The sequence below is a fragment of the Streptacidiphilus fuscans genome (assembly GCF_015690355.1).
GTDB lineage: Bacteria > Actinomycetota > Actinomycetes > Streptomycetales > Streptomycetaceae > Streptacidiphilus > Streptacidiphilus fuscans.
In genome coordinates, this window is sequence record NZ_JADPRT010000007.1 from 312,607 (window position 1) to 326,534 (window position 13,928).

9 protein-coding genes are annotated in these 13,928 nt (G+C 72.3%); 3 read left to right on the forward strand and 6 right to left on the reverse strand.

Annotated elements, in window-relative coordinates; translation table 11 throughout:
• Position 1 precedes the first annotated feature (1 nt).
• Positions 2–2,518: a DEAD/DEAH box helicase gene (locus I2501_RS19210; protein WP_196195307.1), complete on the forward strand. Its 2,517-nt coding sequence runs from the start codon at positions 2–4 to the stop codon at positions 2,516–2,518.
• A 14-nt stretch (positions 2,519–2,532) separates the two neighbouring features.
• Here I2501_RS19210 and thrS read toward each other — a convergent pair whose 3' ends face one another.
• From thrS to I2501_RS19235, 5 genes are all read right to left on the reverse strand, one after another.
• Positions 2,533–3,804: a threonine--tRNA ligase gene (gene thrS, locus I2501_RS19215; RefSeq protein ID WP_196195308.1), complete on the reverse strand. Its 1,272-nt coding sequence runs from the start codon at positions 3,802–3,804 to the stop codon at positions 2,533–2,535.
• 150 nt (positions 3,805–3,954) lie between these two features.
• Positions 3,955–5,211 carry a lanthionine synthetase LanC family protein gene (locus I2501_RS19220; protein WP_196195309.1) on the reverse strand — a complete coding sequence of 419 codons (1,257 nt, stop codon included), beginning with the start codon at positions 5,209–5,211 and terminating at the stop codon, positions 3,955–3,957.
• A 13-nt stretch (positions 5,212–5,224) separates the two neighbouring features.
• Complete coding sequence (locus I2501_RS19225; RefSeq protein WP_328806471.1) at positions 5,225–6,700, reverse strand: DUF2079 domain-containing protein; 1,476 nt, start codon at positions 6,698–6,700, stop codon at positions 5,225–5,227.
• A gap of 106 nt (positions 6,701–6,806) precedes the next feature.
• Positions 6,807–7,613 (reverse strand): class I SAM-dependent methyltransferase, encoded by an 807-nt coding sequence (locus tag I2501_RS19230; protein WP_196195311.1) that lies wholly within the window; start codon positions 7,611–7,613, stop codon positions 6,807–6,809.
• Positions 7,610–9,628 carry a beta-galactosidase gene (locus I2501_RS19235; protein ID WP_196195312.1) on the reverse strand — a complete coding sequence of 673 codons (2,019 nt, stop codon included), beginning with the start codon at positions 9,626–9,628 and terminating at the stop codon, positions 7,610–7,612. Before I2501_RS19235 ends, I2501_RS19230 begins: the two co-directional genes overlap by 4 nt.
• 245 nt (positions 9,629–9,873) lie before the next feature.
• Here I2501_RS19235 and I2501_RS19240 point away from each other — a divergent pair, with 245 nt between their 5' ends.
• Both I2501_RS19240 and I2501_RS19245 read left to right on the forward strand, forming a co-directional pair.
• Entirely contained in the window at positions 9,874–10,596 is a 723-nt protein-coding gene (locus tag I2501_RS19240) for a response regulator (RefSeq protein WP_196195313.1), read from the forward strand.
• Between the two features lie 5 nt (positions 10,597–10,601).
• Positions 10,602–11,795: a sensor histidine kinase gene (locus I2501_RS19245; RefSeq protein ID WP_328806473.1), complete on the forward strand. Its 1,194-nt coding sequence runs from the start codon at positions 10,602–10,604 to the stop codon at positions 11,793–11,795.
• A gap of 217 nt (positions 11,796–12,012) precedes the next feature.
• Here I2501_RS19245 and I2501_RS19250 read toward each other — a convergent pair whose 3' ends face one another.
• On the reverse strand, positions 12,013–13,755 hold the full coding sequence (locus I2501_RS19250; protein ID WP_328806474.1) for a phosphatidylglycerol lysyltransferase domain-containing protein: 1,743 nt from the start codon (positions 13,753–13,755) through the stop codon (positions 12,013–12,015).
• Positions 13,756–13,928 lie beyond the last annotated feature (173 nt).

The following is a 13,928-nucleotide window of genomic DNA, read 5'->3' on the forward strand; positions in this document are numbered from 1 at the left end:
GGTGACCCTGACTGATCTCATCCCCGCCGCGCCCCAGCCCGACGACCTCTTCACGGCCTTCGCCGGGTGGGCCGAGGAGCGCGGGATCACCCTCTACCCCGCCCAGGAAGAGGCGCTGATCGAGATCGTCTCTGGCAACAACGTCATCCTCAACACCCCGACCGGCTCCGGAAAGAGCCTGGTGGCTGCGGGTGCGCACTTCGCGGCGCTGGCGAACGGGCAGCGGACCTTCTACACCGCGCCGATCAAGGCGCTGGTCTCGGAGAAGTTCTTCGACCTGGTCAAGATGTTCGGCACCGAGAAGGTCGGCATGATGACCGGCGACGCGTCGGTCAACCCGACCGCGCCGATCATCTGCTGCACCGCGGAGGTGCTGGCCTCGATCGCGCTGCGGGACGGCACGCAGGCCGACGTCGGCCAGGTCGTGATGGACGAGTTCCACTTCTACGCCGAGCCGGACCGCGGCTGGGCCTGGCAGGTGCCGCTGATCGAGCTGCCGCAGGCGCAGTTCCTGCTGATGTCGGCGACGCTCGGCGACGTGCGCCGCTTCGAGGCGGACCTCAAGCGCCGCACCGGCCGCGACACCACCACCGTCTCCTCGGCGACGCGCCCGGTGCCGCTCTTCTACGAGTACCAGCGCACCCCCATCCACGACACGCTGGAGGACCTGCTCAAGAGCGGTCAGGCGCCCGTCTACGTCGTGCACTTCACCCAGGCGCAGGCCGTCGAGCGCGCCCAGGCGCTGATGAGCATCAACATGTGCACCAAGGCCGAGAAGGAGGCGATCGCCGCGCTGATCGGCAACTTCCGCTTCACCACCAAGTTCGGCCGCAACCTCTCCCGCTACGTCCGGCACGGCATCGGCATCCACCACGCCGGCATGCTGCCCAAGTACCGGCGGCTGGTGGAGCGGCTGGCGCAGGCCGGGCTGCTCAAGGTGATCTGCGGGACGGACACCCTCGGCGTCGGCGTCAACGTGCCGATCCGCACGGTGCTGTTCACCGCGCTCTCCAAGTACGACGGCCAGCGGGTGCGGATGCTGCGCGCCCGTGAGTTCCACCAGATCGCGGGCCGCGCCGGACGCGCCGGGTTCGACACCGTCGGCACCGTCGTCGCGCAGGCGCCCGAGCACGTCATCGAGAACGAGCGGGCCGTCGCCAAGGCTGGCGACGACCCGAAGAAGAAGCGCAAGGTGGTCCGCAAGAAGGCCCCGGAGGGCTTCGTCTCCTGGGGCGAGGAGACCTTCAACAAGCTGATCGACGCCGCGCCGGAGCCGCTGGTCTCCCGGTTCAAGGTCAGCCACCTGATGCTGCTCTCCGTCATCAACCGTCCCGGCAACGCCTTCGAGGCGATGCGGCACCTGCTGACCGACAACGACGACGACCCGAAGACCCGTCGCCGCCACATCCGCGAGGCCATCGCCATCTACCGCTCGCTGGAGGCGGGCGGCGTCGTCGAGCGGCTGCCGCACCCCGACGAGACGGGACGCATCGTCCGGCTGACGGTCGACCTTCAGGACGACTTCTCGCTCACCCAGCCGCTCTCCACCTTCGCGCTGGCCGCCTTCGAGCTGCTCGACCCGGCCTCGCCAACCTACGCGCTGGACATGCTCACCGTCGTCGAGTCCACGCTGGACGACCCGCGCCAGATCCTGCACGCGCAGGAGAACAAGGCGCGCGGCGAGGCCGTCGCCGAGATGAAGCGCGACGGCGTCGAGTACGAGGAGCGGATGGAGCGGCTCCAGGAGATCTCCTACCCCAAGCCGCTGGAGGAGCTGCTGGAGCACGCGTACGAGGTCTACCGGCGCTCGCACCCGTGGATCAGCGACCACCCGCTGCGCCCGAAGACCGTCGCCCGCGACCTCTACGAGCGTGCGATGACCTTCACCGACTACGTCGGCTTCTACGAACTCCCGCGCACCGAGGGCCTGGTGCTGCGCTACCTGGCCAACGCGTACAAGGCGGTCGAGCACACCGTCCCTGACCACCTGAAGTCCGAGGACCTGCGCGACCTGATCTCCTGGCTGGGCGAGCTGGTCCGCCAGGTCGACTCCAGCCTGCTGGACGAGTGGGAGCAGCTGGCCAACCCGGAGGACGAGGAGGAGCTGGAGGAGTCCCTGGAGGAGAGGACCGCCCCGGTCACCGCCAACACCCGCGCCTTCCGCGTCCTGGTCCGCAACGCCCTGTTCCGCCGGGTCGAGCTCGCCGCGCTGGAGCACTACGACGCGCTGGGCGAGCTCGACGCCGAGGACGGCGGCTGGGACGCCGACCGTTGGGCCGACGCGATGGACGCGTACTGGGACGAACACGACGACCTGCTCACCGGCCCGAACGCGCGCGGACCGAAGATGCTGCTGATCGACGACGAGTCGGTCCAGGGCGCCTGGCTGGTCCGGCAGATCTTCGACGACCCGGCGGGCGACCACGACTGGGGCATCAGCGCCGAGGTCGACCTGCACTCCTCCGACGAGGAGGGCCGGGCGGTCCTCCGGGTCACCGAGGTCAGCCGCCTGGGCTGACAAGCCGTCAGCCGTCACTCCCACAGGTCGACGCGGTGCGCGCCGACGAGGGCTCCGATCCGGGCGAGCACCTCGTCGGCGGGAAGCGGGTCGATCCGACGCCCGTCGCGCAGCCGCAGCGCGACGTGGTCGTCGGCCGCCTCCTTGGCGCCGATCACCGCCTGGTAGGGCGCGAGCCGCGCCTCGCGGATCCGCGCGCCGAGGCTGCCGCGCTCCGGCCCGAGCAGCTCCACGCGCAGTCCCGCGTCCAGGCAGCGCGCCTCGAACGCCTCCGCCTGCGGCAGTTGGTCCTCGGTGACCGGCAGCACGGCCACCTGGACCGGCGCCAACCAGGCCGGGAACGCCCCGCCGTGCTGCTCCAGCAGATGCGCCACGGCCCGCTCGACGCTGCCGATGATCGCCCGGTGCACCATCACCGGCCGGTGCTTGGCCCCGTCCGCGCCGACGTAGTGCAGGTCGAACTGCTCGGGCTGGTGGAAGTCGACCTGGACGGTGGAGAGGGTCGCCTCGCGGCCCGCGTTGTCGACCACCTGGACGTCGATCTTCGGCCCGTAGAAGGCCGCCTCGCCCTCGGCCTCCTCAAAGTCCAGCCCGGAGTCGTCAAGCACCGCGCGGAGCAGCGCGGTCGACCGCTCCCACAGCTCGGGCGCGGCGACGTACTTGCCGCCGGGGCCGGGGAGGGACAGCCGGTAGCGGCTGGGCTCGATGCCGAGCGCGACGTAGGCGCGGCGGATCAGCTCCAGCGCGGCGGCGGCCTCACCGGCGACCTGGTCCAGGGTGCAGAAGACATGCCCGTCGTTGAGCTGGATCGCCCGCACCCGGGTCAGCCCGCGCAGCACCCCGGTCCGCTCGGACCGGAACATCGCCCCCAACTCGGCGAACCGCAGCGGCAGTTCGCGGTAGCTGCGGGAGCGTGAGCGAAACATCAGCGCATGGTGCGGACACAGGCTCGGCCGCAGCACCAGCTGCTCCTCGCCGTGCTGCCCACCGAGCTCCATGGGCGAGAACATGTCCTCGCGGTAGTGCTGCCAGTGGCCGGAGATCTCGTACAGCTCCCGCTTGCCCAGCACCGGCGAGTAGACGTGCCGGTACCCGGCCCGCCGCTCCACCTCGCGGATGTACTCCTCCAGGCTGTGCCGCACCGCCGCGCCGTCGGGCAGCCAGTACGGCAGACCCGCGCCGATCAGCGGGTCACTGTCGAACAGCCCGAGCTCGCGGCCGAGACGGCGGTGGTCGTGCTGGTGCAGCTGGTTCTCGTGCTGCTCGTCGGCGTCGTGCTCCTGCATCGCACTCTCCTGACTCACGGGAGGAGCGAGCGCCCGGAGCGCGGAAACGCCGAAGCCCCGGGGCACTCGCCCCGGGGCTTCGGACTGACAGCGAAGATCAGCGCACCGGGACGTGGTCCGGCGTCGTCGTCATGACTGCTGCAGCGCGCTTCATGTCTCCACCGTAGCGGAAGGCTGGTCGGGCCAGGCAACCGAATATCCGGTGCCGTCGCCCCGTGAGACCCGGACGAACCGCAGCAACTCCCGCACGATGCCCGCGTTGCCCATCGCCCAGCCGTACTCCGGCTCCAGCAGACTCGGGCTGCGCCGGTGCTCGACGTTGGACCAGCGGGCACCCGCGTCGTCGACGCTCGCCCGCCGGCTCAGGTCCGCGACGAGCGCTGCGGCGAACCGGGGTGCTCCGTCCCCGTCCTCCGCCATCCGGTCACCGGCCAAGGCCAGGACGCCCGCCGTACCGCAACACCGGCCGCTGTTGTCCCAGAAGCCCGGGTGGAGCCGGCGTGGCAGGCCGGAGCGGGTGACGGTGTACCAGCACCGGTCGACCAGGGCCGACCACTCTCCTCCCGGATCGACGTCGCGCAGCAGCCGGAACACCTGCGCGTCCCCGGCCGGGCCGTGACACCACCCGAAGCTGTAGCGCTCGATCCGCTCGGGCGACGCTTGCGGGTCCGAGTGCGGCACCAGGAAGCCCCACGGCCCTGCCTCGTCCCGCGCGACCACGTCCGCCGCGCCCGCGAGGGCCAGCTCGACGAGGTCGGCCCGGCCCTCCGCCCGGCCGACCGAGGCCAGCGCAGCAACGATGCCCAACGTGCCGTGCGAGACGTGGTGCAAGCGGGACGCGGTCCCCTGACGCTGCTCCCACTGGACGCCGTGCGCGGTCGGCTCGGCCGTCCGCAGAAAGGGCTCGACGGCCAGCAGCGCCAACTCCCGGTCCCCTACGGCCAGCGCGCCCAGGGCGACGCCGGCGTTGCCGCTGAGCAGTTCGAGGTACCGGCCCCAGCGGGTGCCGTCGAAGCCCGCACGGACCCGGTCCAGCGCGCGGCGCGCTGCGGCCGTGGACGCGGGATCGTCCAGTTGCTCGCCGACCGCGTGCAAGGCGAAGGCCATGCCGCTCAGGCCGAGGTACAGGCCGTGCAGCTCCCAGTCCGGCACCACCGCCGCGATGCTGCGTGCGGCCCGCAGGGCGGCGGTGCCGTAGCGGTCGTCGCCGAAGTGCCGGTACGCCTCCAGCAGGGCGACCGCGATCCCGGAAGTGCCGCTGTAGAGGACAGGGTTGGGCTCCTCGTCACTCGGCCGTGTGGTCCAGTGAAGCTTGCCGTCCCCGCCCTGCCGGGCGCTGCTCAGCAGCCAGGCGAGCCCCGCCTCGGCCAACTGCTCCGGGTCCCGCGCGCTGTCGGCTGTCCTCATGCCGCCCCCTTCGTCACCGCCGCAACAGGGTCACCCCGTCGTCGCTCCCCACCACCCGGTACCCGCGGGTCTCGTAGCCATGCAGGGCGGCGATCGCCGCCGAGGCGGAGCACGGGGCCACGGCCTTGGAGTCCTTGGCGTCGACGACGACCCACTGCGGGGTGACGCCCTGGGCGGCGTCGAGGCAGACCAGGCCGACCGTGTCGCGGGAGACGAGCTGAGCGGCCAGGCGGTTGCCCGCGCCGACCGTCGTGCCGCTCGGGATGCGCTGCAACAGGCGGTCGGCGTCCCGGACATGGGCGCTGGTGGTCCACTCGCCGCGGTGGGTCAGGTCCCACAGCGGGAAGCACGGCAGTGTCACCAGGCTGAACGCGGCGCTGAACGCAAGCCCGCCGCGCAAAACGCGTGGCGGAACGCCGCCCCGGTCCAGGGCGTCGACGAACGCGCCGAAGACGATCGGCATCAGCACCGCGCTGTAGTGGTAATGGAAGCCCCAGTAGTGCGCGTTGCCCGAGGCGAAGCGCCACAGCAGCGTCGGCGCGCAGAGCAGCACCAGCGGCGAGCGCAGCGCCAGGAACGCGGTCGGGGCGAGCAGCAGCAGGAGGGTGGCCCACTTGACGCCGGGCCAGGGCAGATGGAGCAGCAGGCCGAGGAGTGAACCGTCGCCGCCCGCCTGGGTGATGCCGCCGGTGGTGTCGGTGCCGCCGCCGGTGATCTGCTGCCAGTAGTCGAAGCCGCCATGGGCGTTGAAGGACGGGAGCACCAGCAGCACCTCGGCGCAGGTGCCGAGCGCCCCGGCGGCCGTCAGCCAGAGCCCGAGCCGACGCGGGCCGCGCAGCGCGACGAAGACGCCGACGGCGGCGACGGTCAGCCCCTGGTCCTCCTTGACCAGCAGCAGCGGCAAGGCCCACAACGCGGCCGCCCGCCAGCGCCGTTCGCCCAGCGCGCACACTGCGTACGCGATCAGCGGGACGGCGAAGGCGATCTCGTGGAAGTCGAAGTCCGCGGCCTGGACGATCCCCCAGGACACGCCGACCCCGCCGCCCACCACGAGCGCCGCGACCGGTCCGCGCACCCGCAGCGCCCACCCGGCCAGCGGCACGATGGCCAGCGCCAGCAGCACGCTCTGCGCCACCAGCAGCGTCACCGGGCTCGGGAAGACCCGGTAGAGGGGAGCCAGCAGAACGAGCACCGGGCTGAAGTGGTCGCCGAGTTCGTCGAAACCGGTGCCCTTCAGCGGCACCATCGGCGCCTGGAGGTGCGCGTAGGCGCGCACCGTCTGCTCGAAGATGCCCAGGTCGTACCCGGCCGTCTGCTGCTGCTGGTGCCGCCGGACGGCGAGCAGCGTGTAGAGGACGGCGAAGCAGACGGCCGGCGCCCAGGTCCACACCCACGCAGGCGCTCGGCGGCGGGTGCGCGCAGGGGTGGTCCCGGTGGCCGCCGGGCGCGTGCGCTGCGCCGCGACGGCTGCGATCTCGGTCGTACCCACGTGCCGTGTCCCGCCCCGTCCGTCTGCAAACCAGTCCACCATAGGGCGGGCCCGGTGCGGCGGACGTGAGGCGAGGCCGACTCGTCCGGGGGACGCTGGAGGACTTCTAGACCGCCCGTGCCAGGAACAGGTCGGTGAAGGACGCGGCCGTAAGGCCGCCGCCGTTGGCGTCCAGCAGGGCGCGGACCGCGCCGAGCAGTTCCGTCCGCTCGGCCGGGGCCAGGATCTGCGTGCCGGAGTGGGTGGACAGCCGCTCCACCCACTGGTCGCTGGTGTGCCAGGCGACGCCGTTGCGGAATCGGATCGAGCGCTGGTCGGCGAAGCGGGCGTCGTCGCGGAACTCGAACCCGGCCCAGTCGTTGTCGGCGGTCGCCTCGATCTCGCCCGCGAACTCGGCGGCCCAGCCCGCGACATGACGCATGCCCATGTCCCAGCGCTCGTCGAGCGCGGTCATCCGCTCGGCGAGGTCGCGGTCGACGATGCCGGTCAGGTTCCAGAAGAGCGCGACCGCGCCACCCGGAGCCAGGGCGTCGAACACGTGGTCCCGTCGGGTCGCCCGGTCGAGCCAGTGCCAGGACTGGGCCCCGTACACCAGGCCCGCGCCGTGGTCCTGCGGCGCGGCGTCCTCGAAGCGGCCTATCCGCACCTCCACGCCGGGCAGGGCCGCGGTGTTGCGGCGCAGCACCTCGGCCATCCTCGGGTCGGGCTCGACCGCGAGCACCGGCACACCCCGCCCCGCGAAGGCGACCGTGGCCTTGCCCGTCCCCGCGCCGATCTCCACCGCGCGGCGGTCGTCGGCAAGAGGCCCCGCGAACTCCAGCACCGTCTCGATCAACGTGTCCGGATAGCCGGGCCGCGCCGCGTCGTACGTCTCCGCCGTCGTGCCGAAGACCGTGCTGCGCTCGACCGTCATACAACCCCTCCAGTGATGTTCGATGCGATGTCCAGTACCTCCACCGCGCCGCCCGGCACGGTGACGTGTCCGCTGCCGGGGCCGGGGACGACGGCCTCGGTGTCGGCGTGGTTGATCACGAACTCCCAGCCACGCCCGTCCTCGGCCACGCGCCGGACCCGCTCGACGCCGTCCGGCACGCCGCTCGGCGTCCGGACCCCGGCGTCGGCCAGCGCGGCGCGCAGCACCGCGTCGAGGGTGCCGGAATCGGGCGCGGTCGCCACGTACCAGGCGGTGCCCTCGCCGTAGCCGTGCCGGGTGACGGCGGGACGTCCGGCGGCGGGGCCGTCGGCGTGCTGGAGCACGGCGGAGGCGCCGGTCAGCGTCAGGTCCTCGGCCCAGCGACCGGCTGTCCCTGGCGCGGCGCCGGCGCCCTCGATCCGGGGCGGCGCGACCAGCTTGGTCCGCTCGTCCTTGCGCAGCGGCAGGAACTCCTCGGTGCGCACGCCCAGCACGTCGCGCAGCGCGCCCGGGTAACCGCCCAGGTGGACCGCGTCGTTCTCGTCGACGATGCCGGTGAAGTAGCTGGTCAGCAGGGTTCCGCCGGAGCGGACCCAGGAGCGCAGGTTCTCCGCCCACGCCGTCGGCGCCAGGTACATCGACGGCGCGACGACCAGCCGGTAGCCGCTCAGGTCCGCCGTCGGGTGGACGAAGTCGACGGTCACCCCGGCCCGCCAGAGCCGCTCGTAGTAGGCGTCGATCCGCTCGCGGAAGTTCAGCTCGACGCTGGGCCGGTACTCCAGGTCCAGCGCCCAGAGCGACTCCCAGTCCCAGACGATCGCCGCCTGCGCCCGCACGCGACTGCCGCGCACCGGCGCGAGCTGCTGCAACCGGGTGCCGAGGTCGACGACCTCGCGCCAGATCCGGGTGTCGGTGCCCGCGTGCGGGACCATGGCCGAGTGGTACTTCTCGGCACCGGCGCGGGAGGCGCGCCACTGGAAGAACATCACCCCGTCCGCGCCGCGCGCCACGTGCGCCAGGCTGTTGCGGGCCATCTCGCCCGGCCGCTTGGCGATGTTGCGCTGCTGCCAGTTGACCGCCGAGGTGGAGTGCTCCATCAGCAGCCAGGGCGCGCCGCCCGCCAGCGAACGGGTCAGGTCGGCGGAGAGCGCCAGCCCGATCTGGTTGTCCGGGCGCTCGGCGGACGTGTAGTGGTCGGTCGCGACGACGTCGACCTCGCGCGCCCAGGCCCACAGGTCCAGGTTGTCGGTGAGCCCGGCCATGAAGTTGGTGGTGATCGGCACGTCCGGGTCGGCCGCCCGGACGATGTCCCGCTCGGCCCGGTAGCGCGCCAGCAGCGCGTCGGAGGAGAAGCGGCGGAAGTCCAGCTGCTGGGTCGGGTTGACGGCGCTGGGCGCGGTGCGCGGCGCGTCGACCTCCTCGAAGCTGTCGTAGCGCTGGCCCCAGAACGACGTGCCCCACGCCTCGTTGAGCGCGTCCACGGTCTTGTAGCGGTCGGCCAGCCACTCCCGGAAGGCGACGGCGCTGCGCTCGCAGTAGCAGCGCGCGACATGGCAGCCGTACTCGTTGTGGATGTGCCAGAGCACGACCGCCGGGTGACCGGCGTAGCGGGCGGCCAGCTCGCGGGTGATCCGGGCGCACGCCTCCGCGTACGCGGGCGCGCTCGGGCAGTAGGTCTGCCGGGCGCCGTAGCCGAGCACTCGCCCGTCGGCGGTGACCGGGCGGTCGTCCGGGTGGGCGCGCTGGAACCAGGCGGGCGGCGCGGCGGTGGGCGTGGCCAGGTCCACGGCGATCCCGCCCGCGTGCAGGCCGTCGATCACCCGGTCCAGCCAGCCGAAGTCGAACTCGCCGGGCCTCGGCTCCAGTTTGGCCCAGGAGAAGATGCCGAGACTGACCAGGTTCACCCCGGCCTGCCGCATCAACGCGACGTCCTCGGCCCACACCTCCTCCGGCCACTGCTCCGGGTTGTAGTCGCCGCCGTAGGCGATACCGCCCAGACGCAGCCGCTGTGCCATGGATCACTCCTCGTCCGGTGCCGTCCGTGGAACCGCTGTGGCCGTGCGCAGCCTCTCCCGTTCGACGCTCGTTCGGCAAGACCCCACACGGGTGCGAAGCCTCGTAGGCTCTTACGAAGGACCCGCGATGCTGGACACGCGTAGAGACCCTCTCACGCGTGGAGGCCCTCACCCAGGGAAGCCCACGCGCGGAACCTGAAGCGAACGCCATCGAAAACCCGCACGGAAGATTGAAGGACCGCCCTGTGATCCCTGTGGTCATCGTCGACGACGAGACTCTCGTCCGCTCCGGCCTGAGCCTGATCGTCGGCTCGGCCCCGGACATCGAGGTCGTGGCCACCTGCGGCGGTGGCGACGCGGTGGCGACCGTGGCCCGGACCCGCCCGCGGGTGGTACTGCTCGACGTGCGGATGCCCGACGTCGACGGCCTGACCGTGCTGCGCGGGCTGATGGAGCTGCCCGAGCCTCCGGCCGTGGCGATGCTGACCACCTTCGACACCGACGAGTACATCGGCACGGCGCTGCGCGGCGGCGCGGGCGGGTTCCTGCTCAAGGACACCGATCCGGAGCAGCTGGTCCACGCGGTCCGGGTGCTCGCCGCGGGCGGGCGGATCCTCTCCCCGACGGTCACCGACACGGTGATCGCCGGCTACCTCGACTCCGGCCCCGACAAGCAGACCGCGGCCCGGCTCGCCACCATGACCACCCGCGAGCTGGACGTGCTGGCGCTGCTCGGCGAGGGCCTCTCCAACGCGGACATCGCCTCCCGGCTCTTCCTGAGCACCGGCACGGTCAAGGACCACATCAGCGCGATCCTGGCCAAGCTCGGCACCTCCAACCGGGTCCAGGCGGCCGTCTTCGCCCACCAGGCCGGTCTGCTGGCCGGGGACCACCAGTCACCGGGCCAGTCGCACGGCCAGTCACCCAGCCAGTCGCCGGGCCAGGCTCGCGGCAGGACCGAGAAGTGAGCTCCGTGGCGACGACGGCGCCCGCGCCGACCGTGCTCCGGCGTCCCTGGTACACCTCGCCCTGGGTGACCGTCCCCACGCCGGTGCTGCTGGCGACGGTCGAGGCGTTCCTCGCCAACGACCTGGGCTCGACGGTCCAGATGACCACCTCGCTGCTGGCCGCCGCGGCGCTGCTGCTGCGCAAGCGCTGGCCGGTGTGGGTGCTGCTGGCGACGTTGCCGGGCCTCCAGCTCAGCTACATCTGGCTGGCGCCGATGATCGCCGTCTACTCGGTCGCGGTGAAGTACTCGGTCGCCGTCAAGCACCGCAACCGCTGGCTGGTGGGCTGCTGCGCGCTGCTGGTCGCGCTGGCGCAGTTCCTGCCGTGGCCCTGGTCCGACAACCTCCCCGGCTGGGACCGGACGACGGCGCTGGCCGTGATGTACGCGCTGCTGACCGGTGGCGCGCCGCTGGCCCTCGGCATGCTGGTCACCACCCGCAGGGAACTCGCCGTCCGCCTCGACGAGCTGACGCGTGGTCAGGCACGCGAGCGGGACCTGCTGGCCCAGAGCGTGCTCTCCACCGAGCGGGCACGGCTCGCCCGCGAGATGCACGACGTGGTCTCGCACCAGGTCAGCCTGATCTCCATCCAAGCCGGCGCGCTCCAGGTCCGCGCGGAGGACCCGAACGCGACCCGCGACACGGCCCGGACGATCCGTCAGCTCTCGGTCAAGACGCTGGAGGAGCTCCGCCAGATGGTCGGCGTCCTCCGCGCGGCGGGCGCGGGCGGCGAGGCCCAGCAGCTCACCCCGCAACCGACCCTGGCCGATCTGCCGCGCCTGGTCACGGGCTCCGGCCTGTCGGCGACGCTGGAGTGCGGCGTGACCGACGGAACGGTCCCCGAGCCGGTCGCGCGGGCCGCGTACCGCACGGTCCAGGAGGCGCTCACCAACGTCCGCAAGCACGCCCCGGGCTCGGCGGTCACCGTCCACGTCACCCACACCGACACCCGCGACGCACTGCACGTGACGGTCACCAACGGCCCCCGCGCCCAGGGCGCGGAGCCCCTGCTCCTCCCCAGCGGCGGCCACGGCCTCATCGGCCTGCGCGAACGCGCCCAACAGCTCGGCGGGGTCCTGCTCGCGGAACCCCACCCGGACGGCGGCTTCACCGTGCAGGCCCGGTTCCCCACCGAGCGGCTCAGCCCCGTTGAGACCTAAGGGGCGCGGGGAACTGCGCGAGCAACCACCCTGTCCGGATGGCCCTGACCGTTGAGGACCATCTGCTCATCGGTGGCTTGTCGCGCAGTTCCCCGCGCCCCTGAGTAGTGCAACCACCTGCGGCAGCACCCGCCCACCTTGTCGCGCCCACGCGGCGGAGCCGCACATCAGCAGAGCCCCGCGCCCCAGATAGTGCAACTCCCCGCCGAACCAAAAGCTAAGCGACGTGCTCCAGTTCACGCTCCTGCGTGGCCTGCTCCGCAGCGACCCCCCGCCGACGTCCGCGCAGCAGCGCGGGGAGGCGCGGCTGGGCGATGAAGCCCTCGACGCACGCGTTCGCCAACGCGATCCGCGGCAGGTCGCGGCTGCGCTCAAAGAGCACGTAGCGCGGTTCCCACTGCGGCCGGTACTTCGCGTTCGCGCGGTAGAGCGATTCGATCTGCCACCAGCGCGAGAAGAAGACCAGCACCGACCGCCACGCCCGCAGGAACGGCCCGGCGCCCAAGCGGCTGCCCCGCTCGAAGACCGCGCGGAAGACCGCGAAGTTCAGCGAGACCCGCTCGACGCCGATCTCCCGTGCGCGCTGGATCAGTTCGATGACCATGAACTCCATCAGGCCGTTGTCGGAGTCCCGGTCACGGCGCATCAGGTCCAGGGAGAGGCCGTGCTCGCCCCACGGCACAAAGCTGAGCAGCGCCTTGAGCTCGCCCTCGCCGTCGTAGCACTCCAGCATCACGCACTGGCCGTCGTCCGGGTCGCCGAGCCGGCCCAGCGCCATGGACCAGCCACGTTCGGTCGCGCCGTCGCGCCACTGGTCGGCGTGGTGGAGCATGGTCTCCATCTCGGCCTCGGCGATGTCCGCATGCCGTCGGACCGCGACCGTGTAGCCCGCCCGCGCGACGCGCTTGTGCGCCTGGCGGACGCCGCGCATCGCGCGGCCGTCCAGGCTGAACTCGGAGACCTCGACGATCGCCTCGTCGCCCAGCTCCAGCGCGTCCAGGCCGTGGCGGGCGTAGACGACGCCGCCCTCCTCGCTCGCGCCGGTGACCGCCGGGACCCAGGCGTGTTCGCGGGCCTGCTCCAGCCACTGCTCGATCGCGCCCGGCCAGGCCTCGATGTCGCCGATCGGGTCGCCCGAGGCCAGCGAGACGCCGCCGACGACGCGGTAGGTCACCGCGGCCTTGCCGCTCGGCGAGAAGATCACCGACTTGTCGCGCCGCAGCGCGAAGTAGCCCAGGGAGTCGCGGGCGCCGTGCTTGACCAGCAGCTCGCGCAGCCGCGTCTCGTCCTCGTGGCTCAGGTACTCCTTGCCCTTGGGCGCGCGGAACAGCGCGTAGGTCACCAGCAGCAGCACGCCCACGCAGAGCACGTTGACGGTCACGTCGATGGCGCGCGGAACGCCGAACTCCAGGGACTGCGAGCCGTCCGAGCCCAGCGTGACGGCGCGCAGCACCACGTACTCCGCGCGGTCGGCGAGCGACGCCGCGCGTCCCGCCGCGGTGAGGCTGAGCAGGCCGGTGCCGACGAGCAGGGTGACCACGCCGCCGCCGATCAGCGTCCAGCCGGCCAGCTTGGGGTTGGTCGGGTCGCCCTTGGCCTGGAACTCGGAGCGGCCGAGCACCAGCGCGCCGACGAAGACGACCAGGACGGCCAGCGTGGCCCAGTTGAACCAGTGGCGGTCGACGCCGGGGTGCTGCAGCAGCGACAGCACGACGCCGATCAGCAGCAGGCCGGAGAGGACCAGGTTGGCGATCCAGGCGGCGCGCTTGTGACGGTTCATCATGACCGCCATCAGCACGGCGAAGGCGGCCGAGCTGAAGCCCGCGGTCAGCAGGTACGGGGTGTAGAAGTCACCGTGGTTGTGGTGCCGGACCTGCTCGCGGAAGCTCAGCGAGACGGCGGCGAAGAGGTTGAGGCAGGCGACGATCCGCAGGTACCAGACGGCGGTGCGAGCGCTCACACGCTGCACCCGGGGTGCGGCGGCTCGGGAGATCAAGGCGGGCTCCGGGTTTCCGGGTGGAGGAGAGACGGTCGAGCGACCACTATCAGGATTCCGTAAGGATGCGTTCGAGGCGTCAACCCGAGGTGCAGTCCGGCCCCCCGCCGATCGGCGGGGGGCCGGTGACGATCGGC